The following is a 24,526-nucleotide window of genomic DNA, read 5'->3' as shown; positions in this document are numbered from 1 at the left end:
TTCAATTGCTGAATCTGTCGTCAGTTTGTTGTAATTCCAAACATATTTTTATGGAAAATACTTTGCAGGATGAGCATTTCTCCATCATCATTTGAAATGGAGTTTCAACTTTCTCGCTAAGGTCCATTTTGAACGTCACCGCCCCCATACGCCAGGCGATTATGCGCACGCCCTGGTACGCAAAACGTAAAAGTTATCGTGTTCTTTTCTGGCGTGAAATCACCCCTCTTGCTGTCCCCATTTTTCTGGAGAATACCTGTGTCCTGCTGATGGGGGTGTTAAGCACCTTCCTGGTGAGCTGGCTTGGTAAAGAGGCGATGGCCGGCGTAGGGCTGGCAGACAGTTTTAACATGGTGGTGATGTCTTTCTTTGCCGCGATTGATCTGGGGACAACGGTTGTCGTTGCGTTCAGTCTGGGGAAACTGGATCCCAAACGCGCTCGCGAGGCAGCCAGACAGTCGCTGATGATCATGACCCTTTTCTCCATCATTCTGGCGGCGGTGATCCACTATTTCGGTAAGGAGATCATCGATGTTGTGGCGGGAGAGGCAACGGAAGAAGTCAAAGCACTGGCGCTGACCTATCTGGAAATGACGGTATTGAGTTATCCGGCGGCGGCAATTGCGCTTATTGGTAGCGGGGCGTTGCGCGGGGCCGGGAATACCAAAATTCCGCTGCTGATTAACGGCGGCATGAACATCCTGAACATCATCATCAGCAGCATTTTGATTTACGGTGTGTTCTCGTGGAACGGGCTGGGTTTTGCCGGGGCAGGGCTTGGACTGACTATTTCGCGTTATATCGGCGCGGCGGCCATTATTGGGGTATTGATGACCGGTATGACGCCGTCGCTGCGCCTCACGCTGAAAAGCTACTTCCGGCCGCTCAATTTCGCCATTATCTGGGAAGTCATGGGGATCGGTATCCCGGCCAGTATCGAATCGGTGCTGTTTAACGGCGGTAAACTGCTCACGCAGATGTTCGTGGCAGGAATGGGGACCGATGTTATCGCGGGGAATTTTATTGCCTTCTCTATCGCCTCGCTCATCAACCTGCCGGGGAACGCCCTTGGTTCTGCTTCGACAATTATTACCGGCAAACGGCTTGGGAAAGGGCAGATAGGGCAGGCTGAACGCCAGTTGCGCCACGTTTTCTGGCTCTCGACCATCGGGCTGACCGCAATCGCGTGGGGCAGCGCGCCTTTTGCCGGGCTGATGGCATCGTTCTACACCCATGAAGAAGATGTTAAAGAGGTCGTTAAGATCCTGATTTGGCTTAACGCTGCATTTATGCCGATCTGGGCCGCTTCCTGGGTACTTCCTGCCGGGCTGAAAGGCGCGCGTGATGCCCGCTTTGCTATGTGGGTATCGATGCTGGGCATGTGGGGTTGTCGCGTTGTGGCGGGGTATACGCTCGGGATTATGCTGGGAATGGGCGTGGTCGGTGTCTGGCTGGGGATGTTCCTCGACTGGGCAGTGCGCGGAGTTCTGTTCTACTGGAGAATGGTGAGTGGGCGCTGGCTATGGAAATATCCCCGCCAAAAAGCCGAAAGTGTCGAGACAGAATCCAAAGAATGCCTGCCAAATGCACGAAGTGGAGAATAATTCGGCAAACGATCGGAAATCTGCATTCTGCCTTTGACATCATCGGGGAGCATCGATAATATGCGCCCCGTTCACACGATTCCTCTGTAGTTCAGTCGGTAGAACGGCGGACTGTTAATCCGTATGTCACTGGTTCGAGTCCAGTCAGAGGAGCCAAATTTGAAAAGCCTGCTTTTAAAGCAGGCTTTTTGCTTTTCTGCGTTCTGTAAAACTGCCCGGTGACGCTGCGCTTACCGGGCCTACGGGAAAGTAGGCCGGGTAAGGCGAAGCCGCCACCCGGCATCAAAACAACAGCACGCTATCTGTTCACGCGAATTGGCGCTGTCGCCTCAAACAGCCACGGCCGTGCATCGCTGTCTACCAGCGGCGATAACACATCGCGGACCTGCTGGTGGTACTCGTCCAGCCACTGTTTTTCCTGCTCGTTCAACAAATGCAGCTCAACCTGGCTCAGGTCAATCGGGATCAGGGTCAGAGAGGCAAACTTACAGAAGCCCGGGCGGCTCTCGACAATTTCCACCTGGTTTTCAATACGTATACCGTGGCTGTCAGCCAGATAATAACCGGGTTCAATGGTCATGATATTGCCTGCCACCAGCGGCCACGGATTAACCTTCTTCGCTAAACGGTGTGGGTTTTCGTGGATAAGCAGTTGATGGCCCACCCCATGTCCGGTACCGTGATCGTAATCCAGACCCAGTTCCCACAGCGGGCGGCGCGCAAACGCATCCAGCTGGTGCCCCTGAGTACCGGACGGGAATTGCAGCGTAATCAGCGATAAAAAGCCCTTCAGCACGGCGGTATAGTGCAAACGCTGCTGCGGCTCAACCTTGCCCCACGCCAGTGTGCGCGTGGCGTCGGTGGTGCCGTTGTGGTACTGACCGCCGGAATCATTCAGGTAAAAATGGTCATGACCAATTGGCTTGTTGCTGGCTTCAGTTGAGTGGTAATGGCACATCGCCGCATTGCTGGACGAGGCGGAAATAGTGGCAAAACTCTGTTCGATAAAACCAGGCTGCCGCTCTCGGAATGCCAGCTGCTGTGCCTGAACCTCCAGTTCCGTCAGCGGCTTACCTGCGGCAACGCGCTGCGGCACTTCGCGCGACAGCCAGGCCAGGAAATTCACCCACGCCGCGCCGTCCTGGTGATGACATTCACGGTATCCGGCAAGCTCAGTCGGGTTTTTACCGGCCTTCATCAGGGTGATGGGGTCGGTCTGCCAGACGATTTCCCCCTGCGGCTCAATGGCAAAACGCAAGGCCACAGGCGCAGAATCGGCGTCGACCAGCACGCGTTTGCCCTGTGAGATCTGCTGACAACGCCCGATAAAAGCATCCTGCGGCGAAAGCGTGAATGCCTCTTTCACCGTGTCGGTGAGTTCGCTTAGCTTGTTGTCGTTAACAAACCACTCAACGGCGCCGTCACGGCTGAGCAAGGCGAATGAGAGGGGAACCGGGCTGGTCGGGATATCTGAACCGCGCACGTTCAGCAGCCAGGCAATGTTGTCCGGAAGCGTAATGGCCAGATAATCCGCATTATTCTCAGCGAGGACCTTCGCGATACGCTGGCGTTTATCGGCGCTGCTCTCGCCGCTGACCTCAACCGGCATTTCGCGGATAAGCCCAGCCGGAGCCGCAGGGCGATCTGCCCACAGCGTATCGAACGGGGAAGTGTTCAACGGCACCAGTTCGCACGGCGTGGCTGACAGCTGTTGATAGTCCGAATTCGTCATCAGTAGCGCCTCAAAACCGATGCGCGTCCCTTCCTTAACGTTTTGCGAAAGCCATTGCGCCAGCGGTTCATTGTGCAGATGGTGGATCTCGACGTCGTCAAGATTGACCTGAACGCGTGCCTGGACCTGATAGCGGCCATCGACGAACAGCAGCGCTTTGTCTTTCAGTACCAGCGCCAGCCCGGCTGAGCCGTCAAAACCCGTCAGCCAGGCCAGTTTTTCGTCGTACGGCGCACAGTACTCGCTTTGCCAGGCATCGGCACGCGGGACGATCATCCCGTCGAGATGGTTTGCTTCCAGCCACTGACGCAGTGCAGCGAGCGATGATGTGGTGTGCATTGTTTTTCCTTTTAGTTATTAGCGGAACGGCGGCTCGTTGAAGGTACGCAATTTACGGGAGTGCAGTTTATCGCCTTCCGCACGCAGTAAATCGATGGCACGAATGCCGATTTGCAGGTGTTCGGAAATCGCGCCTTCATAGAAACGGTTTGCCTGGCCGGGAAGTTTGATTTCCCCGTGCAGTGGTTTATCAGACACACACAGCAGCGTGCCATAAGGGACGCGGAACCGGTAACCCTGTGCAGCGATGGTGGCGCTTTCCATATCGATAGCCACCGCGCGGCTTAAGTTGAAGCGCAGTGCAGAGGCAGAGTAGCGCAGCTCCCAGTTGCGGTCATCGGTGGTGACAACCGTGCCGGTACGAAGGCGCTGTTTAACCTCTTCGCCCGGCATCCCGCTGACCTCTTTGGTGGCGTCGTACAGAGCACGCTGGACTTCGGCAATGCTTGGAATTGGGATATCGGGCGGCAGTACCGCATCCAGCACGTGATCGTCACGCAGATAGGCGTGGGCCAGGACGTAATCGCCAATCAACTGGCTTTCACGCAGGCCGCCGCAGTGACCAATCATCAGCCACACGTCCGGTCGCAGCACCGCCAGATGGTCGCAGATGGTTTTGGCGTTTGAGGGGCCAACGCCGATGTTGATCAGGGTGATCCCCTGGCCGTCAGCGGTGATCAGGTGCCAGGCCGGCATCTGGTGTTTTTTCCATGCCAGGTCGGAAATTGCCTGCTCGGGAGCTTCGGTTTCGGCCGTGATCCAAATTCCCCCTGCACAGGAGAGCGCGATATACGGGCTCTCCGGATCAAGAATTTGGCTGCAACCCCAGCGGACAAACTCATCCACGTAGCGGGTGTAGTTGGTAAACAGCACGAAAGGCTGGAAATGCTCTGCGGGCGTACCGGTGTAGTGGCGCAGGCGGGCCAGAGAGAAGTCCACGCGACGGGCATCAAAATGCGAAAGCGGGGAATACTCAGCCGGATGATAAATACCATCTGCGGTTTCATCGCCAATCTGCGACAGCTCTGTGGTCGGGAAGTGGCGCGTCAGCCCTGCACTCATTGAACGGTCAAGTGTCAGCGCCGAGCCGTCAATCACGTAGGGATACGGGATTTCATGACGGGAGGGTTCAACACTGATATGTGCACCGTAATCCTGGAAAAGCAGCGTGAGCTGTTCTTCAAGGTAGGGGCGGAACAGGGCAGGGCGGGTGACGGTGGTCGTATAGCAGCCTGAGTGCGTAAAGCGCGCGTAGGCACGGGTTTTTGGCGTGTTGGTGGCGCTTCCGTCCCAGGTGACGGAGAGTGATGGATAAACAAAAAGGCCATTGCTTCTGGCCTTATCGTCGGGAAGTTTTCCGTTTTCGATGTACTCACTAATGGCGCTGCGCAACGCATTCACGGACTGTTCGTACAGCGCATCGAGTTTTTCCAGTGCCTGAGCCGGGGTCAGGCTGGAGCCCTTATTATTCATCTCTGTCTCCTTGTTCCACAGGTGTACGGCTACACCCGATAGTATGTCACAGGAGTGTGAAACAAAAGCCGGTATTCAGGGATATGACAAGAGGCTGCCGTAGCAGCCCTGATACGTAAAACTGGGGGATCAAGGGTGGGAAGTTTCTTTCATCAACAGGGCTGTTGCCGCTGAGAGCAGGCAGCCACCCAGCAGATAAATTGCCACGCTGTGCCAGTTGCCACCGGAGAAAGTGACCAGCGCGGCGGCAATAAACGGGGTAAACCCGCCGCCCACCACACTCGCAACCTGATAACCGACTCCAGCACCGCTGTAGCGATAGCGTGCACCGAACAGTTCGGTAAACATCGGTTGCTGCACGCACACCACCATGTCATGCGCAATATTTGCCAGCATGATGGCAAAAAAGACGATCCAGAAGACCGACTGCGCTTCCAGTGCCATAAAGAATGGCCAGGCACTAAGCGTGCCAATCAGCGCGCCAGTAATATAGACACGGCGGCGGCCAAACCGGTCAGCCAGCCAGGCAAAGCAGGGGATAGTCAGGCAGCTTATGCCACCCACCAGCAGCCCGATATTGAGGAACAGCTCGCGCGGTAACCCCAGATTCTGCGTCGAGTAATTAAGGGCGAAAGCGGTGACGATATACATGGTCAGCAGTTCGCACAGACGCAGGGCAATAATTTTCAGAAAAGCGCCAGGGTGCTGGATAAGCGCTTCCATAACGGGCAGTCGTTTATTGACTACCGGTTTTTCTTGCTGCTGCTTCTCAAACTCCGCAGATTCCTCCATACCGTTACGCACCCACAGCGCGGCGATAACCAGAACGATGCTGAAGATAAAGGGAATGCGCCATCCCCAGCTCAGGAACTGCTCGTCGGTCGTCAGCTGACTAATCAGCGATACCAGCCCGGTGGAGAGCAGCAGGCCAACGCCATACCCCACCTGCACACCGCTGCTGTAAAACGCTTTCTTATTCTTAGGCGCACTTTCCACGGATAACAGCGCAGCACCACCCCACTCACCGCCAACGGCAAAGCCCTGAATCGCGCGCAGGGTGACCAGCAGAACGGGGGCCCACCAGCCGATAGAGGCAAAGGACGGCAAAATACCGATAAGCGCGGTGGCACCGCCCATCATCCACACGGTGAGCATCAGCATCCGCTTGCGCCCGAGGCGGTCGCCAAAGTGACCGAAGATCACGCCACCGAGAGGGCGGAACAGAAATCCTACGCCGAAGGTGGCAAACGCGGCGAGCGTGCCCATCGCTGGACTAATCTGGGGGAAGAATTCACGGTTAAATACCAGGGCGGCAGTAATGCCGTAGAGCAGAAAATCATACCAGTCGACGACGGCCCCTGCGAAGCTACCGAGAGCGGCGCGGCGGGCACGGTTGAGCGAAGGTGTCTCCTCATTAGGGCGTGCGGAGGTGAGGGTGGAGTCCATAGTTGTCCTGTCTGTACTGATTTTTAATTATTGGTATAAGAAAAGGTTACTCACATTGCATCCGTCATATTGGCGGAACGTATGAGACTACCGCGACAGGGGGCATGAGGAAACTGATTTTATTTCCTGATGATTCACAAAAAGTACCCATAATGAAGCTGTACGGGACGGTAAGAACGACAAAAAAGACTATACTTATCCGATACGTGGAACGACTGAGGAAGGGATTATGCGTCGTGTAAGTTTGTTTGGTTGTATTGCCGCCTTAATGGTCAGCCAGAGCGTGCTGGCGATTAGTTACCCGTTGCCCCCAGAAGGAAGCCGGCTGGTGGGGAGCACGCAGGTTATTACCGTTCCACATGGCAGTACCTTGCCGCTTGAAGCATTTGCTGCGCAATACGATCAGGGGCTCAGCAATATGCTGGAGGCCAACCCGGATGCCGATCCGTTTTTACCCAGAGGCGGCTCACAACTTATTATTCCCCAGCAGCTGATCCTGCCTGATACGGTACGACAAGGGATTGTGGTGAATGTGGCGGAGATGCGCCTCTACTACTACCCGCCAGGCGGTAACACCGTTGAGGTGCTGCCCATTGGTATTGGCCAGGCCGGGCGTGAAACACCACGTAACTGGGTGACATCCGTGCAACGCAAACAGGTGGGGCCGACCTGGTCGCCGACACCGAATACGCGCCGGGCCTATGCTCAGGAAGGGAAAACCCTGCCTGCCTTTGTACCTGCCGGCCCTGATAACCCGATGGGGCTGTATGCCATTTATATTGGCCGGATGTATGCCATACACGGCACAAACGCCAATTTTGGGATCGGGCTGCGCGTAAGTCAGGGCTGCATTCGTCTGCGTAATAACGATATCAAATACCTGTTCGACCAGGTTCCGGTCGGGACGCGTGTTCAGATAATCGATCAGCCGGTCAAAATGACCACCGAACCGGATGGCAGTCGCTGGCTGGAAGTGCATGAGCCGTTGTCGCGTAATCGTGCGGAGTTTGAATCAACGAATAAAGTGCCGCTGCCTATCTCCGCTGCAATGCGTGCAGAGCTTAACAATGAGGGGGCTGCCAGCGTGCTGGAACGCCGCTCCGGGATGCCAGTGAAAATTGGCAGATAGTTCCTGTAGGTCGGGTAAGGCGTAGCCGCCACCCGACAGTTTTAAAGAACGCAGAAAAGCAAAAAGCCTGCTTTAAAAGCAGGCTTTTTAAATTTGGCTCCTCTGACTGGACTCGAACCAGTGACATACGGATTAACAGTCCGCCGTTCTACCGACTGAACTACAGAGGAATCGTGTGAACGGGGCGCATATTATCGATGTCAGTTACCCTTGTCAAAGGGTGGATCACCACCTTTTGATCGTTTGCTGACAAAATCAGCAAAGTGGTGTTTTTGACAACGGATTGCACCGTTCTGGTGCGGGTATACCCCTTATGGGGCAGATCCTAAACCGCTGTTTCGGTAATAAAACGGGCACTGACGATTAGATTTCCTTATTTTCAGGCGTTTAGCAGACATATCAGACCTCTTATAAAAACTGGCATTCATATTGCAAAAACCTCTTCAACAATTAGAGCCGGTACCGGCACTGCATTTTCGAACAGGGGGCAAAATGAACTTAAGACGACTGAAATACTTCGTAAAAATCGTCGATATCGGCAGCCTGACCCAGGCCGCGGAAGTGTTGCATATCGCGCAGCCTGCGCTGAGTCAGCAGGTGGCCACTCTGGAAGGTGAGATGGATCAGCAGTTGTTGATCCGTACAAAGCGTGGCGTGACGCCAACCGAAGCAGGCAAGATCCTCTATACCCACGCACGTACCATTCTGCGCCAGTGTGAACAAGCACAGCTGGCAGTGAATAACGTGGGCCAGACGCTAAGCGGACATGTCTCTATCGGGCTGGCGCCAGGCACTGCCGCTTCTTCTATTACCATGCCGCTGTTGCAGGCAGTCCGCTCGGAATTGCCAGACGTGCTGGTTTATCTGCACGAAAACAGCGGTTCAGTGCTGAATGAAAAACTGCTGGGCGGCCAGCTGGATATGGCCGTGCTGTATGACCGCTCTCCGGTTGCCGGTATCACCAGCCAGCCGCTGCTGAAAGAAGATCTGTACCTGGTAGGAACCCGTGATTGCCCGGGGCAGAGCATTGACCTGACCGCCGTCGCGGAGATGAATCTCTTCCTGCCGCGTGATTACAGCGCCGTGCGTGTGCGTGTGGATGAAGCGTTTTCATTGCGCCGTCTGACGGCAAAAATCATCGGTGAAATCGACTCTATCTCCACGTTGACGGCCGCTATTGCCAGCGGAATGGGTGTCACCGTGCTGCCAGAATCAGCGGCTCGCTCACTGTGCAGCGCGGCGAATGGCTGGATGGCGCGGATCACGACGCCATCCATGAGCTTACCGCTGTCGCTGAATATGTCCGCACGGGGCTCTCTGTCGCCGCAGGCGCAGGCAGTTAAAGAGATCCTGATGTCTCTGGTGAGCAAACCGTCGCTGGAAAACCGCGAGCTCCAGCTCGTGAGCTGATATTCCATAAAAGCATAAGATGCTGGTTTTTATTATTTGTTCTGCGGGTCAGCTAACTCTAACAATAGAGCTATGTCAGATGCGCCGGAGTGAATCGTGAATTTCCAGCAACTTAAAATTATCCGTGAGGCAGCGCGGCGGGATTACAATCTCACCGAAGTCGCCAACATGCTTTATACCTCTCAGTCCGGCGTCAGCCGCCATATCCGCGAGCTGGAAGAGGAGCTTGGGATTGAGATCTTCATTCGTCGTGGTAAGCGCCTGCTTGGCATGACGGAGCCCGGTAAAGCGTTACTGACCATCGCTGAGCGTATTCTCAACGAGGCCAGTAACGTGCGCCGCCTGGCGGATCTCTTCACCAACGATGCTTCCGGTGTGCTGACCATTGCCACCACCCATACCCAGGCACGTTACAGTTTGCCGCCGGTGATTAAAGCGTTTCGCGAACTTTTCCCTGATGTGCGTCTGGAGCTTATCCAGGGTACACCTCAGGAAATCGAAGTATTGCTGCAAAACGGCGGGGCAGATATCGGGATTGCCAGCGAGCGTCTGAGCAACGATCCGCTGCTGGTGGCCTTCCCGTGGTTCCGCTGGCATCACAGCCTGCTGCTGCCGGTCGACCATCCGCTTAACCAGGTGTCGCCGCTGACCCTCGAAGAGATTGGCAAATGGCCGCTTATCACCTATCGACAGGGAATTACCGGGCGTTCACGTATTGATGAGGCGTTCAACCGCAAAGGGCTGACGCCGGATGTGGTGCTGAGCGCGCAGGACTCCGACGTGATTAAAACCTATGTTGAGCTGGGGCTGGGGATAGGCCTTGTCGCGGAGCAGTCCGGCGGCGAGCGTGAGGTGGGAAATCTTGTTCGCCTCGATACCCGTCATTTGTTCGATGCCAACACCGTCTGGCTGGGTCTGAAACGCGGGCAGCTACAGCGAAACTATGTGTGGCGGTTTATCGAGCTTTGCAATGCAGGGCTGTCGGTGGATGAGATCAAACGTCAGGTGATGGAGCCAGAAGAAGTGGCGATTGATTATCAGATTTAACACACACTAACCCCCGCTATGCGGGGGTTTTTACTATTTCCACCGGATCAAACTCAGGGGTAGTTAAAGCAAGATGTCAGGAACAAGCGACTTGCGTTTATTATTATCGGCGGGGGTACTTGTTGTTATGTTCGATTAATTTTTCTATCATCAATGCTGTGAACAAACCAAGTGATCTTTGTGCTTTTTTCTCCGGTTTGAAAGGATAAACATATTCTTTAATTGAAACACTTTTTTCGAGGAGAGAGTTTGGTAGTGAATTGTATTTTTCAAATGAATCTAACAGATCCATGACTTCCGCCTCATACCAATGATAACGAATATTTAGTTTGAAAAATTGCTCGTGTTTTGTGGAGTGAGAATCTTCACCCTTTAACGTGAACGAAAAATCATCAGGTTGTTTAATGTAAGATAGAGGGTAATCGTACTCCCATTCGACATTAATTTTAATATCCTTGTTGTCAAAAGGGTTCGTTAATTCATGAAGGACTGGATCTTCAGCTAGTTTAATTCTGCTGTTACATTGTTCACAACATGGAATCAAATTATATAATGAAGTAGCCAGCCACGGATATAAAGACTCCGGGAAAAAATGATCAAGAGGAGGGCGCATCATAAAGCCGTTTGTACTTTTATGAGTAAAGTGATAGTTAATATGATTCAAATGACAATAAGGACAAATTCTGTAATTGTGCTTTCCTATGAGACTATATGCATTGATTTTACAAGAAGTTTTTCTTGCTTTTTTCTTATCGCTGAAATCTTTGTAGTCAAAAAGCATGTTAATTAGTTTGACTGTGTTATCAATTTTTGTTTGCTTTCTTTTTTTTCTATTTTTGTTTTCAAGATATTTTCTGGTTGTAGGGAATTTTTCCCGATACTGATGAATAAAGTTAATAAGGATATCAGGCTTCCCTATTAAAATGTTTTTGATATTATGGTCTAAGAAATAAATTATATTGTCTGTGTTCTTATGACACAATGGCAATAATTTAATGAATTTTTTACTTTTTTTTACTGTGTCATATTTGTCTTTCATGACTGTATAGTATTTATTTTCAAATTCTGATGAAAGAATATTTAGTTTAATCATGAAAATCTCCTGCGTTTTTGATTTTTTCTTTTAGCACATTCTTTAATTTTTCATCAGCAAGAGATTCAATGAGTAAGAAAGCACTCTTGAATGTTTTTCTATCCTTTATCTTTACATTCGAAATTATTTTTTCGAATAGCTTAATGCTCAATTCACCGGAAAAATCTCCTGCGTTATAAACATCTTCCAGAATGGACTTCGGGCCAAGGCCAAATCCATTTACATTCTTTTGTTTCTCCATGTCATATAATGTTCCTGGTGGACAGTCTCCTGCGATAATCAACGAGTGGGTGGTGATTATGAGGTGTACACGGGTAGCAATTTTTTCATTTTTACCAATATAGTCAAGTAATTGTGATAGATATTTTTTTTGCCATGAAGGGTGTAAAAAAGTTTCTCCTTCATCAATTAACAAAAGAATTGGTGAGCTATCATCTGGGACAACATTAGCTAAAGCATTCCCAATGGCAAGAAAAATATTTAGTAAGGCGCTTTCACCCGAACTTATCTTTGAAAACTCGTATCGAAGTATACCAAGTTCGAACAACTTTTGCAGAAGCCTCTTTTCTTTGTCAGTTGTTTGTGAAATATAATTATTCAAGGTATCAGCATCGATTCTTTCCCTTTTTGAATCTCTTAACGATATAATACCTTTTAAGGTGTCTTCAATTTCATTTAGGGTTAGTGAAATACGTTCATTAGATGCGTGGTGTGTTACTAAATTAATAAAGGCTGAGTAGTCATTCTCGTTTGCAACCTGAAGTAATTGTGTAAGTTCCCTGATGAACGAGGAACGTTTTGGACTTATGGATGCATCGGTAATTAATGATGTTATATTAATTCTGTTTTGCAAACGTTCTTCTGTTGTTACCTGTGTTCTCCAGTTCTTAATCCAGCCAGCAATTAATTTATTATTAGCAGAGCGAATTTTCCTTAGCCTGGTGTCAAGAGAAGGGGATATAATATCAAGGATGTTTCTTGTGCATATATTTTCAGAAGGTACGGCGGAGCCAAGTGAGAACTCTATGTTTTTAAAAAGATCCATCTTCCCTTTTATTTCAGCTAATGTTTGCATCATTAATGGAATACTGAATGGGATATTTTTTTCAAATCGTGGAGATACGTTGTGAATATGAGAAACATTTGAAATGTTATTCCATCTAACTGCATCAAAGGGAGACGATGAATAGCATATCGTATGAACTGGGTTTTTTAACGGTGATATGATAATATCACAGGTCCACTGATTAAGTACTCGACCCTTATGCAAATGTGGCTTCCCGTCACGACTGTACAGAACACCAAAGAACCGCCCATTATTACCAGAGCATGATCTTGCTAGCTGGAGAAGAAGTTCAGTTTTTCCTGAAGCATTAATGCCAAAAAGGGCAGTAAATGATGCGATGTTATCGAGTGTGTAAACAGGCTTATGTTGAATTATGTTGATATGTTTATTTTCGTAATTGAATTCAATATCATAAGTGAGTGTTAAATTTAACCATGAAAGTTCGCCATCTTTTTCTAATATAAAACCTTCAATTTTATCCACAATAGAGTCCTTGGCATGTTGATTATTGTTGATGCAGATTGCAGATTACAGGCCGGACTGTTTTGTGGCAATTAGCCTTTTTTCAGGATGCGCATGGTTACGTCTTGAACTACGAGGGACTTTCGCCAGATACAGATGAGCAAGTGTTGTAGATTACAGAAAAGCAAAAAACCTGCTTAAGTTTCCTTAAGCAGGCTTTTCAAATTTGGCTCCTCTGACTGGACTCGAACCAGTGACATACGGATTAACAGTCCGCCGTTCTACCGACTGAACTACAGAGGAATCGTGTGAACGAGGCGCATGTTAATGGCCTCGCTAATTTGTGTCAACACTAAAATTAACATGCTGATTCAAATGATTAATTAAGCTTCAAACTGTCGTTTTAGTGTACTTGGGTGGATAAATTACCACCATGCTCGCCATTTTTACGTAAACGCTGTAGCGGGTCTTGCTGGTAAAAATGGCAGAAGCGTTGCCACAAAGCCGGGAAACGCGGTGCGAAAAGTTCGGGGGCGCTGAAGAAATATTCCGACAGCACGGCGAAACACTCCGCAGGATCGGTCGCTGCATAGGCGTCGATGCTGGCTGCGCTCTCACCAACCAGATCAATTTCATCCTGGATATTATCCATTGCCGCGTGCAGGTCGTGTTCCCATCCCGCCACTTCGCGCAAGGGGATCAGAGGTACTCCACTGGCCCGGTCGCCGTTGCGGGTATCAAGCTTATGCGCCACTTCATGAACAATAAGGTTAAACCCGGACGCATCGAAAGAGTCCTGGATATCCAGCCAGTTGAGGATAATCGGCCCTTGCTGCCAGCTTTGTCCCGACTGGACGACGCGCTGATTGTGTACCAGCCCGATATCATCCTGCCATTCGTCATCAACAACAAACGGCGCTGGGTAAATCAGCACCTCGTGGAACCCATCGAGCCACTCGATACCGAGTTCCAGAACCGGTAAGCAGAAGAGCAGGGCGATACGCGAACTTTTCAGCGCATCCAGTTCAAATCCCTGTAGTGCAACCAGGCGTTTTTGCTGCAAAAAACGATCGGCAAGCTGAACCAGTCTTGCCTGGTCGTCCGGCGGGAGATTAGCCAGTACAGGGATAGCCAGCGCTTCATCCCAGGGCAGCGCCGTATTTCGACCTGCGTCATTCGATTTCCAGGGCCACTTAATCATCGCTTTGCTCGCAAACTCGTTACGTGAACAAAATTGAAAGGTCAGGTCTGTTAACATGCCAAACAATCCGGCATGAAGGCAACCATCAAAACAGGGTTGCCGGAGCATCTGAACGGACTTGTGTTGATAACCAGAGTAGAGATTACTCTACAGGAAGGATAAATTCCCCTCTCTTTGCCAGCGTTGCTTCAAACCTGTCAGCCTGATCCTGTCTCACTTTACGATGCCTTTTTTATCATGTCATCTGCTGGTTGGCACCCAATTTTATCCCTTTGAGTTCACACAATTAGCAACAAGCGAAGGGGGACTTTTATATGAAAGCGATGGGAATAAAAAAAGCCTGCGGGAGCAGGCTTTGAGAAAATGCAGTCTGTTTTATCAGGTTACGCGATGGTGCTTAACGCTGGGCACAACCCGCACACTGTTTGTTCTGGATCTGCTGGAAGAAGTCATTACCTTTGTCATCCACCAGAATGAACGCCGGGAAGTTTTCCACTTCGATTTTCCAGATAGCTTCCATGCCCAGTTCAGGGTATGCCACGCACTCCAGGCTCTTAATGCTGTTTTGCGCCAGTACCGCTGCCGGGCCGCCAATGCTGCCGAGGTAGAAGCCGCCGTGTTTATGGCAGGCATCGGTCACCTGCTGGCTGCGGTTACCTTTTGCCAGCATGATCATGCTCGCACCATGCGATTGCAGTAAATCCACGTACGAGTCCATACGGCCAGCGGTGGTTGGGCCTAACGAACCAGAGGCATAACCTTCTGGCGTTTTGGCCGGGCCTGCGTAATAGATCGGATGATCTTTTACGTACTGCGGCAGTTCTTCGCCGTTGTCGAGCAACTCTTTCAGTTTGGCGTGAGCGATATCGCGCGCCACGATAATGGTACCGTTCAGTGACAAGCGGGTAGATACCGGATGAGCAGAAAGCTGCGCCAGGATCTCGTTCATTGGCTTGTCCAGGTTAATGCTGACCACCTCACCTTCACCCTGCTGGCGTAGTGCATCCGGAATGTACTGGCCTGGGTTATGTTCCAGTTTTTCAATCCAGATACCGTCGCGGTTGATTTTCGCTTTGATGTTGCGGTCAGCGGAGCAAGAGACGCCCATGCCAATTGGGCAAGACGCGCCGTGACGCGGCAGACGGATCACGCGGATATCGTGCGCGAAGTACTTGCCGCCAAACTGCGCGCCAAGCCCCAGATTTTGCGCTTCCTGCAACAGTTCCTGTTCGAGCTGAACATCGCGGAACGCCTGACCGTGTTCGTTACCTTCCGTTGGCAAACCATCGTAGTAACGGGTCGACGCCAGCTTCACGGTTTTCAGGGTGCTTTCAGCAGAGGTCCCGCCGATAACAAAGGCAATATGGTAAGGCGGGCAGGCCGCGGTACCCAGGGTACGCATCTTCTCAACCAGGTAGTTTTTCAGCTTAGCCGGGGTGATCAGCGCTTTGGTTTCCTGGTACAGATAGGTTTTGTTGGCTGAACCGCCACCTTTTGCCATGCACAGGAATTTGTACTCGTCACCGTCGACGCTATAAAGATCGATCTGCGCAGGCAGGTTGGTGCCGGTATTCACCTCTTTATACATATCCAGCGCGGCATTCTGTGAGTAACGCAGGTTGTCTTCGATATAGGTGTTATACACGCCCTGGCTTAATGCAGCTTCATCACCGCCGCCGGTCCAGACGCGCTGGCCTTTTTTACCCATAATGATTGCCGTGCCGGTGTCCTGGCAGGTTGGCAATACGCCTTTGGCGGCGATCTCAGAGTTACGCAGGAATTGCAGCGCAACGTACTTGTCGTTTTCACTGGCTTGCGGATCGTTCAGGATGGCAGCAACCTGTTTCTGGTGAGAAGGGCGCAACATAAAGGCGGCATCGTGGAAGGCCTGCTGGGCCAGAAGGGTCAGCGCTTCCGGCTCCACTTTCAGGACTTCCTGGCCGTCGAACTCACTAACAGAAACATGCTCTTTGGTCAGCAGATAGTATTCGGTGTCGTCATGTGCGAGAGGGAAGGGGTTCTGGTAGTAAAACGGTTTGTTTGACATAACTTGCTCCACAAAAAATAAAACCGCCGGAGGATGAGTCCGGCGGTCAGAAATCAGAACATCATGGACATCCACGGATAACCAATCAGCAGCAGGGCCGCCAGGAAGATGGCACCGAAGATAGTGCCCAGGCGCCAGTAGTCTTTGGTTGGCAGGTAGCCGCTACCGTAATAAATCGGGCTTGGGCCAGTACCGTATGGGGTGATGATCCCCATGATACCCAGCGAAGTCACCATCAGCAGGACAAACACTTCCATGTTCATGCCCGGAATGGTGGCGGCGATGGTCAGCATCGCTGGCAGCAGCGCCGTGGTGTGGGCGGTGGTGCTGGCAAACAGGTAGTGCAGCAGGTAGAACGCCAACAGCAGCACGATAGTCGCAACACCCGGAGAGATGCCGCTCATCAGCAGGCCACCTTCTTTACCCAGCCAGCTGATAAAGCCGGTAGAGGAAAGACCATCAGCGAGCGCAACCAGGGTGGCAAACCAGACGAAGGTGTTCCATGCGGCTTTGTTACCGGTGATGTCGTTCCATTCCAGTACGCCAGTCCACAGCATCAGACCCACGATTAACAGAGCGGCCATTGCCGGTTCGATCCACGCGGCGGCGAAGATCCACATCAGCAGCGCACAGCACACGAACACCAGCAGCAGGATTTCATTGCGGGACAGTTTACCCAGTTTTTCCAGTTCACGGCTTGCCCACAGCGGCACTTCGTCGTTCACTTTAACTTCTGGTGGGTAGAACCAGTAGGCCAGCAGCGGCATCACCAGTATCAACAGTACGCCCAGCGGCAGGAAGGCGATAAACCAGGTGCCCCAGGAGATATTAATCCCGACGATGCTTTTCACCAGCGCCAGCGCCAGCAGGTTAGGTGCCAGAGCAGAAAGGAACATAGAGCTGGTGATACAGGCCGCAGTAATTGCCACCCACATCAGATACGAACCGATTTTACGCGCGCTTGGGTCGTTAGGTTTTGAGCCATACAGCGGCGGCAGGTTAGCGATGATAGGGTAGATTGTCCCACCGCTACGTGCGGTGTTGGATGGCGTAAACGGTGCCAGCAGCAGATCCGCGAAGGTGATTGCGTAACCGAGCGTCAGGCTGCGACGGCCCAGGTACTTCACCAGAATCAGCGCCAGACGGCGGCCGAAGCGGGTTTTGTCGTAGCCTGCCGCGAACATGAACGCGCCGAAAATCAGCCAGACGGTTGAGTTACCGAAACCGCTCACCGCCCATTTAAAGGAGGCACCCGCCAGTTTGAATTTAGGGTCGGCCAGCTGTTCAGGACTGAAAAGCACCCACTGGCTGCACAGGGCGATGGCCACAACACCCGTCAGGCCGATAACAGCGCCTGGCAGGGGTTCAAAGATTAACCCAACGATCACGCCCACAAAGATAGCGAAGTAGTGCCATGCATAAGGAGGCAACCCTTCCGGGACAGGAACAAACAGAAGCAATACGGCAACGATAATGGGCAGAGCCATCATCAACAGACGTTTTGCGTTTCCGTCAGATGCCTTACTCGCCACCGGGGGCGTTACAGCAGTTTTTGTATTCATAGTTTCACGTCTTAAGTTGTCAAAAATTCGGTTTATGCTGAAATGACAAATTCGCTTTCTTTAGTTTCTTTGCTTTTTTTAGTTATTAAAGGTGCGTTTTTGTAATTTCGTTAATAAGAACTCAACGCATTTCTGTATGCGTTAAATTAAAAAATGATGATGTTTATATATTGCGCCTTTGGATGCCAGATCTGTTGATCGCGATCAATAAAATAGAATCGAAGGAGTATTTTTAATCTTTAATAAATAACCCTATGGAGCTATGTGGATATTATTGGTTTTATTATTTAAATTGTTTCTTTTTGATAACATTTGGTATGGGGTGTTTTTGTTATATGATTGATTTTATTGTATTTAATGAGCTTTGCTGGAGTGGCTATTGGTAAGTGAAAGGTTAACGGTGTTTAAATTATTGTGAATGAAGTAATTTATATTACTAACACCAATGTGTTATTAATGTTACCGAAGGGATTAAATAGTTATTTAACTAACGTAATAACTTTAGAAACTAAAAAAATCATTATATTAATATCATGACATCGGCATAAAAAATCGAAATAAAACTGATCCCGATAACGAATTCTTAAATTTTAAAGTTTGGAGTTTCTATTATGAGTACTAACGAACGCATCCTAAGCCCTTTCACTCTGCCAAACGGTACTGAACTTAAAAACCGCTTATTAATGGCGCCGATGACAACCTGTACCGGCTATTACGATGGTACAGTGACCAGCGAGCTGGTGGAGTACTATCGGGCCCGCTCCGGCAGCATCGGTACCATCATTGTTGAATGCTGCTTTATCGACGATCTTGGCCTTGCCTTCCCGGGCGCTATTGGTATCGATAACGACGAAAAAATCACCGGTCTGGCAAAAATCGCCGAGGCGATCAAATCCAAAGGCTCGAAAGCCCTTCTTCAGATTTACCACGGCGGCCGTATGGTTGACCCGAAACTGATCGGCGGACGTACACCGGTTGGGCCGAGCGCCGTTGCCGCACCGCGCGAAGGCGCCGCCACCCCTGTTGCCCTGACCACTGAAGAAGTGGAAGGCATGATCGGCAAGTTTGGTGAAGGCGTACGTCGTGCTATTCAGGCGGGTTTCGATGGTGTCGAAATCCACGGTGCAAATACTTATCTGATCCAGCAGTTCTACTCCCCGAACTCTAACCAGCGCACCGACGAGTGGGGCGGCAGCCGCGATAACCGCGCGAAGTTCCCGCTGGCGGTACTGGACATCACTCATAAAATGGTACGCCAGTACGCGGATGACGCGTTCATCATTGGCTACCGTTTCTCGCCGGAAGAGATGGAAGTCCCTGGCATCCGTTTTGATGACACCATGTACCTGCTGGAAAAACTGGCGGCACGTGGCGTGGATTATCTGCACTTCTCCGTAGGGGCAACGCTGCGCCCGTCAATTGTCGACACGCAAGACCCGACCCCGCTTATCGAAAAATACTGCGCGATGCGTTCCGATACCCTGGCACAAATCCCGGTTATGGGCGTGGGCGGTGTGGTGAATGCCGCAGATGCCAACAAGGCGATAGACAGCGGTTACGATCTGATTGCCGTTGGCCGTGCAACCATCGCGTATCCTGACTGGACCGACCGCATTGCTGCTGGCGAAACCCTTGAGCTGTTTATGGACAGCACTCAACGCGAAGCGCTGAGCATCCCTGAGCCGCTGTGGCGCTTCTCGCTGGTGGAAGCGATGATCCGCGATATGAGCATGGGCGAATCGAAATTCAAACCAGGCACATTCGCTGAAAAAGTGCAGGACGATGTCAACGAGCTGGTGATTAACGTCAGCCTTGAAACTGACCGCATCGCAGACATCGAACTGGCGTCCGGGCCGAGCCAGGACGTGGAGTTTGTGACCAGTTTTGAAGAGATCCGTACCCGCATTCTGGATGCCAACACCCCGCATGTGGATGCCATCACTGGTGCCACCAGCCAGAGCGAAGCGGTGAAAAAAGCCGTTTCCAAAGCAATGCTGAAATCCAGCAAAGCACTGGCAGCGGAAGAGGGTGCCGATCCAAACGAAACCAAATCTGTTGATGTGGTGGTTATCGGCAGTGGTGGCGCTGGCCTTGCGGCGGCGATCCAGGCGCATGACGAAGGCGCGAGCGTACTGATTGTCGAAAAAATGCCAACCATCGGCGGTAACACTATTAAAGCGTCGGCCGGGATGAACGCAGCGGAAACCCGCTTCCAGCGTGTGAAAGGCATTCAGGACAGCAAAGAGCTGTTCTACCAGGAAAGCCTCAAAGGCGGCGGCAACAAGAACAACCCGGAACTGCTGCGTCGCTTTGTGGAAAACGCGCCAGAGGCGATTGAATGGCTGGCAACCCGCGGCATCATGCTCAACGACATAACCACCACCGGTGGGATGAGCATTGACCGTACTCACCGTCCGAAAGATGGTTCTGCGGTGGGCGGGTATCTGATCAGCGGTCTGGTACGTAACGTCACCAAACGCAACATCGACGTGATGCTGGATACCTCTGTCAGCGAGATCATTTTCGAAAACGGCGAAGTGACCGGTGTACGCCTGACAACCGAAGAGAACGAAACCGTCACCGTGGCAACCAAAAGCGTGATTGTCGCCACCGGCGGCTTCAGCGCCAACAGCCAGATGGTAGTGAAATACCGCCCTGACCTGGAAGGTTTCGTGACCACCAACCATAAAGGTGCAACAGGCGGCGGTATCGCGCTGCTGGAGCGTATCGGCGCAGGCACTGTTGATATGGGCGAAATTCAGATCCACCCAACCGTTGAGCAGAAAACCTCGTACCTGATTTCCGAATCCATCCGCGGTGGTGGTGCGATTCTGGTGAACCAGCAGGGGAGCCGCTTCTTCAATGAAATGGAGACGCGCGACAAAGTCTCTGCCCAGATTATTGCCCTGCCTGAAAAATACGCTTATATCGTCTTTGACGAGCATGTCCGTGCGAAAAACAAAGCCGCAGACGAGTATATCGCCAAAGGTTTCGTCACCAGTGCCAGCTCACCGAAAGCCCTGGCTGAAACCCTGGGAATGGATTATCACACTTTCCTGGCAACGCTTGAACGCTACAACGGCTTTGTTGAAAAACAGCACGATGATGACTTCGGCCGTACCACCGCACTGCGTGCGCCAATCAACGAAGGGCCATTCCATGCCATTCAGATTGCACCGGGGGTGCACCATACAATGGGTGGCGTAACCATCAACACCGAGACCTGTGTTCTGGATAACGACCATCAGGTCATTCCGGGGGCGTTTGCCGCAGGTGAGGTGGTTGGCGGTATCCACGGGGGTAACCGCATTGGCGGTAACGCAGTGGCAGATATCATTATTTTTGGTACGCTTGCCGGACATCAGGCAGCGATGCGTTCGAAACTGTAATGGCCCCATGCCCGGTAGCACTGTGCTTACCGGGCATGAAACGTACAAATGGCACCTGACCCGTAGGCCGGATAAGCGAAGCATATCCGGCATGTCAACCAAGGAGCCCTGTCCATGCCTTCTGCCAACCGTGTCTACAGTTATTCCGCCGTGCTGATGGGGTCGCCCATCCTTCTGAAACTCTTTTCCCACGACGAGGCGCTTGCCTCCCGCGTTTTCCGTTTAATCAAACAGTATGAAGATTTACTCACCGTAAACCGCGCCCAATCTCAGGTGATGGATATCAACCATGCGGCCGGGCGTCACCCGGTTACCGTCAGCCAGCCTGTATTCGAACTTATTCGTTGTGCAAAAGCCGCCAGCCTGTATCCGGGAAGTGCTTTTAATCTGGCGATCGGCCCGCTAGTGAAACGCTGGAAAATCGGTTTTAAAGGCGACACTGTGCCGCCCGCCGAGGACATTGCTTCACTGCTTTTGATAACCCGGCCCGAAGATGTCCTGCTTGATGAAGCAAAAAGCAACGTATTACTGGCCAAAGCGGGAATGGAGATTGATCTGGGCGCCATTGCCAAAGGCTATATCGCCGACAGGGTGCGCGATTACCTGCGTAAAGAGGGGGCAGAACTGGGGCTGATTAACCTGGGCGGTAACATCCAGACGCTGGGATCGCCGGAAGGCGGCTGGAGCGTGGGGCTGAAAAAACCGTTCGCTGCGGATGAACTGATCGGCACGATGGACGTCGAGAATATGTCCGTTGTGACTTCCGGTACCTATGAGCGTTACTTTGAGCAAGATGGTAAACGCTATCACCATATCCTTGACCCGCGCACCGGTTATCCGCTGGATAATGAGCTGGATAGCGTGACGATTGTTTCAAAGAACTCTATCGACGGTGATATCTGGACCACGCTGATGTTTGGCATGGGGGTTGAGAAGGGCTGTGCGGCGCTGCGTGCGCGGCCAGACATTGAAGCCATCTTCGTCACGAAAGCGAAAGAGGTGGTTTTCTCATCAAAACACCTCTTCCGCTTTACGTTACTGGATAACGGTTATCGCATTACTGGCAGTACTGTCTGAGCAGGCCAATCTGTTCCGGCTGGAGCCGGTAGCGATACACTGGACGCCCCGTTGCACCGTAGTGAATGCTGGTAAACAGAATGGTGATTTGCGCCAGCCAGATAAGATATTTGCGGCACGATACGCGTGAAATATTCACCGCATTTGCCAGGTCGTCGGTTGAAAACTCCACATCCGGGTGTGCGTCAATCCACTGGCAAATGGTGCGCAGCGTCTGTGGGGTTAAGCCTTTCGGCAGACGCTTGCTGTCTGCCAGCTCTGGCGCACCGCCATGCAGAAGCCTGTCGACATCCGCCTGTTCATAATACTGGTGCGATCCCATCAGGCTGTGTTTCGCCTTCCAGCCGTTAAGCGCCTCTTCAAAACGCGGGAACTGGAACGGTTTAATCAGGTAATCCACCACGCCGTAATGCATGGAGGTCTGGATCGTTACCGCATCAGACGCTGAAGAGATCATGATGACGTCAATCTGGCGACCAGATGCACGGATGACCGGCAGGAGATCGAGCCCGTTATCCTGCTGCATGTAGACGTCCAGCAGCACCAGATCGATAGGCTGAGCCGGATTGTTAATATACGCCTCGGCCTGGTTGAGCGTGGAGGCGACGCCGCAGCAGCTAAATCCCTCAACGCGGTTAACATACAGACGGTTGAGGTCGGCCACCATGGCATCATCATCGACAATTAATACATTTATCACGCGATATTCCTCTCGCTATCCCAGGGGATCTGAACAAAAAATTGGGTAAAAACGCCAGGTTCCGACTCGACGGTGATGTCTCCGCCGAGGTTGTGGATCTGCTGGCGAGCAAGGAACAGCCCAACGCCACGGTTTTCACCTTTCGTTGAGTAGCCTTTGTTAAAAATATCTTCCAGCCGCACAGGATCAATCCCGGGGCCGTCATCGCTAACTTCACAGCTGAGCCAGCCATTCTGGTAGTGCAGGAGCAGGCTAATTTCGCCTTCACGCTGGCCCGCCATCGCGTCCAGTGCATTTTCAATCAAATTACCGAGCACGGTAATGAGCACCGCGACCTGTTCTTCGTTGGTACAATCCGGTAGCTGGCACTCATCGGCCAGGGTCAGGGTAAAACCGGCCTCTTTGGCGCGATTAATTTTGCCCAGCAAAAAGCCCGCGATCACCGGTGACTTAATCTTGCCCTGAATCGCGCCGATGTCGGTCTGGTAATTTTGCGCGGTCTGGATAATGTACTCTTCCAGTTTGTCGTAACGCTTTATGTGCAACAAACCCAGGATAACATGCAGCTTATTCATAAACTCGTGGGTATGGGAACGCAGGGCATCGACATAGTTGACCATGCCGTCAATGCGCTGCATCAACTGGCTGATTTCGGTCTTATCACGGAAGGTGCTGATGGCCCCAATCACCTGATTCTGGCTCTTAACGGGCACCATGTTGCAGAGCAGCAAACGGCCGTTGCAGCTGATCTCCTGATCCTGACGGGCAACCCCGGTTTTCGACACTTCTCTGAGGCTTGCCAGCAGAGGAGAGTGGGGCGGTTCACCGGTATTATCAGCGGACTGGCCCGATGGCAGCAGCAAAATCTGCCGGGCTGCATGGTTTATCATCGTGACCCGGCCATGAATGTCGACGGCAACCACACCTTCACGCAAGGACTGCAACATCGCCTGACGCTGCTCAAACAGCGCGGAGATTTCATAAGGCTCAAGACCAAACAGGATGCGTTTCAGGACGCGGACCAGGCCCCAGATCCCAATAGAGCTCATCAGGATACTGAACAGGATGGTCCAGAGGGCATTTTGCCGCCCGCGGGTGATTTGCTCTTCAACTTTATTGAGTGAAATCCCCACCACGACGACGCCGATCTGCTCGTGCTGTGCATCATAAATCGGGGTAAACACGCGCAGCGCTTCTGCGAGTACGCCCCGATTGACGGAGACATTCTCTTTTCCTTCCAGCGCCGGCGTCAGGTCATCCCCGATAAAATGCAGCCCTAAAAGCGCTTCGTTTGGGTGAGAGTAGCGGATCCCCCGCATATCGGTCACCACCGTGAACAGCAGATCGTTACGCTGCGTGACGGCCTGCGCGATGGGTTGAATAATATCGGCCTGCGGCGGTTGCATCAGTCCGCGTTTGACTTCCGGGCTGTCGGCCAGCGTTCTGGCAATCCCCAGAGCGGTATCTTTAACATCATCGCGCGTCGCCCGGGTGATTTGCACAGAATAGAGCGCGAACACCACCAGCAGGACCGAGCCTATAATGGCGCAGACCATCAGGGTGACCAGCGTGTTCAGCTTCATGGGGCGCTTGCGCGTCAGGGGAAAAGGCTGCAAATCGCTCATCAACACTCCGCGATGAATAAGAAAGGGCTAATTATCGCCGATGACGCGCGTTTCTTAAAGCTATGTAAAACTTGCCTTTGCTCCTCTTTTCGTGAACCTCCTCGCATGTCATCCATATAAAACC

At 51.8% G+C, this 24,526-nt stretch carries 16 protein-coding genes and 3 tRNA genes; 7 read left to right on the top strand and 12 right to left on the bottom strand.

All coding sequences use genetic code 11. The features are described 5' to 3' along the window. Window positions 1–128: 128 nt before the first annotated feature. Both emmdR and N1249_RS14050 read left to right on the top strand, forming a co-directional pair. On the top strand, window positions 129–1,604 hold the full coding sequence (gene emmdR / locus N1249_RS14055; RefSeq protein WP_409193144.1) for a multidrug efflux MATE transporter EmmdR: 1,476 nt from the start codon (window positions 129–131) through the stop codon (window positions 1,602–1,604). Between the two features lie 80 nt (window positions 1,605–1,684). Then, window positions 1,685–1,760: transfer RNA gene (locus N1249_RS14050), tRNA-Asn, on the top strand. A 142-nt stretch (window positions 1,761–1,902) separates the two neighbouring features. On the opposite strand, the gene N1249_RS14045 is transcribed toward N1249_RS14050, so the two are convergent. From N1249_RS14045 to shiA, 3 genes are all read right to left on the bottom strand, one after another. Next, window positions 1,903–3,675 (bottom strand): aminopeptidase P family protein, encoded by a 1,773-nt coding sequence (locus tag N1249_RS14045; RefSeq protein WP_259830200.1) that lies wholly within the window; start codon window positions 3,673–3,675, stop codon window positions 1,903–1,905. A gap of 18 nt (window positions 3,676–3,693) precedes the next feature. After that, window positions 3,694–5,148, bottom strand: a complete 1,455-nt coding sequence (locus N1249_RS14040) for an AMP nucleosidase (protein WP_217188532.1) — start codon at window positions 5,146–5,148, stop codon at window positions 3,694–3,696. 129 nt (window positions 5,149–5,277) lie between these two features. Further along, window positions 5,278–6,594, bottom strand: coding sequence for a shikimate transporter (gene shiA / locus N1249_RS14035; RefSeq protein WP_259830198.1), 1,317 nt, complete (start codon window positions 6,592–6,594; stop codon window positions 5,278–5,280). 229 nt (window positions 6,595–6,823) lie between these two features. Between shiA and ldtA the strand changes: the two genes are divergently transcribed. Continuing rightward, window positions 6,824–7,723 (top strand): L,D-transpeptidase, encoded by a 900-nt coding sequence (gene ldtA / locus N1249_RS14030; protein ID WP_259830196.1) that lies wholly within the window; start codon window positions 6,824–6,826, stop codon window positions 7,721–7,723. A 94-nt stretch (window positions 7,724–7,817) separates the two neighbouring features. Here ldtA and N1249_RS14025 read toward each other — a convergent pair. Continuing rightward, a tRNA-Asn gene (locus N1249_RS14025) sits at window positions 7,818–7,893 on the bottom strand. A gap of 322 nt (window positions 7,894–8,215) precedes the next feature. On the opposite strand from N1249_RS14025, the gene nac reads away from it, so the two are divergent. Then, a complete protein-coding gene (gene nac, locus N1249_RS14020; protein ID WP_014070886.1) occupies window positions 8,216–9,133 on the top strand; it encodes a nitrogen assimilation transcriptional regulator NAC in 918 nt (305 codons plus the stop codon). 96 nt (window positions 9,134–9,229) lie between these two features. Further along, window positions 9,230–10,180 carry an HTH-type transcriptional regulator Cbl gene (gene cbl / locus N1249_RS14015; protein ID WP_014070885.1) on the top strand — a complete coding sequence of 317 codons (951 nt, stop codon included), beginning with the start codon at window positions 9,230–9,232 and terminating at the stop codon, window positions 10,178–10,180. Window positions 10,181–10,283: 103 nt separating this feature from the next. Here cbl and N1249_RS14010 read toward each other — a convergent pair whose 3' ends face one another. The 6 genes from N1249_RS14010 to N1249_RS13985 all read right to left on the bottom strand — a co-directional run bounded on the left by N1249_RS14010 (window position 10,284) and on the right by N1249_RS13985 (window position 17,611). Continuing rightward, on the bottom strand, window positions 10,284–11,273 hold the full coding sequence (locus tag N1249_RS14010; protein ID WP_259830174.1) for a hypothetical protein: 990 nt from the start codon (window positions 11,271–11,273) through the stop codon (window positions 10,284–10,286). Continuing rightward, window positions 11,266–12,822, bottom strand: a complete 1,557-nt coding sequence (locus N1249_RS14005; RefSeq protein ID WP_259830172.1) for an ATP-binding protein — start codon at window positions 12,820–12,822, stop codon at window positions 11,266–11,268. The genes N1249_RS14010 and N1249_RS14005 overlap by 8 nt, the downstream gene beginning before the upstream one ends. Before the next feature lie 206 nt (window positions 12,823–13,028). After that, window positions 13,029–13,104 (bottom strand) — tRNA-Asn (locus N1249_RS14000). 100 nt (window positions 13,105–13,204) lie between these two features. Then, on the bottom strand, window positions 13,205–14,002 hold the full coding sequence (gene mtfA, locus N1249_RS13995; RefSeq protein ID WP_259830170.1) for a DgsA anti-repressor MtfA: 798 nt from the start codon (window positions 14,000–14,002) through the stop codon (window positions 13,205–13,207). A 397-nt stretch (window positions 14,003–14,399) separates the two neighbouring features. After that, on the bottom strand, window positions 14,400–16,049 hold the full coding sequence (gene fumA, locus N1249_RS13990; RefSeq protein WP_259830168.1) for a class I fumarate hydratase FumA: 1,650 nt from the start codon (window positions 16,047–16,049) through the stop codon (window positions 14,400–14,402). Window positions 16,050–16,102: 53 nt separating this feature from the next. Continuing rightward, window positions 16,103–17,611 (bottom strand): anion permease, encoded by a 1,509-nt coding sequence (locus N1249_RS13985; RefSeq protein ID WP_014070880.1) that lies wholly within the window; start codon window positions 17,609–17,611, stop codon window positions 16,103–16,105. Window positions 17,612–18,222: 611 nt separating this feature from the next. Here N1249_RS13985 and N1249_RS13980 point away from each other — a divergent pair. Both N1249_RS13980 and N1249_RS13975 read left to right on the top strand, forming a co-directional pair. Next, window positions 18,223–21,000: a flavocytochrome c gene (locus tag N1249_RS13980; protein WP_259830166.1), complete on the top strand. Its 2,778-nt coding sequence runs from the start codon at window positions 18,223–18,225 to the stop codon at window positions 20,998–21,000. Between the two features lie 114 nt (window positions 21,001–21,114). Further along, on the top strand, window positions 21,115–22,077 hold the full coding sequence (locus tag N1249_RS13975) for an FAD:protein FMN transferase (protein WP_259830164.1): 963 nt from the start codon (window positions 21,115–21,117) through the stop codon (window positions 22,075–22,077). Here the strand turns inward: N1249_RS13975 and dcuR are convergent. Together dcuR and N1249_RS13965 are read right to left on the bottom strand one after the other, a co-directional pair. Beyond that, window positions 22,058–22,777: a two-component system response regulator DcuR gene (gene dcuR / locus N1249_RS13970; protein WP_166716039.1), complete on the bottom strand. Its 720-nt coding sequence runs from the start codon at window positions 22,775–22,777 to the stop codon at window positions 22,058–22,060. The genes N1249_RS13975 and dcuR overlap by 20 nt on opposite strands. Beyond that, a complete protein-coding gene (locus N1249_RS13965) occupies window positions 22,774–24,402 on the bottom strand; it encodes a sensor histidine kinase (RefSeq protein WP_259830160.1) in 1,629 nt (542 codons plus the stop codon). The genes dcuR and N1249_RS13965 overlap by 4 nt, the downstream gene beginning before the upstream one ends. Window positions 24,403–24,526: the final 124 nt, after the last annotated feature.

This window comes from Enterobacter sp. CP102, assembly GCF_025152625.1.
GTDB classification, from domain to species: Bacteria; Pseudomonadota; Gammaproteobacteria; order Enterobacterales; family Enterobacteriaceae; genus Enterobacter; species Enterobacter soli.
Note: the sequence above shows the minus strand (reverse complement) of the source record. Positions and strands in the feature narration are given on the sequence as shown.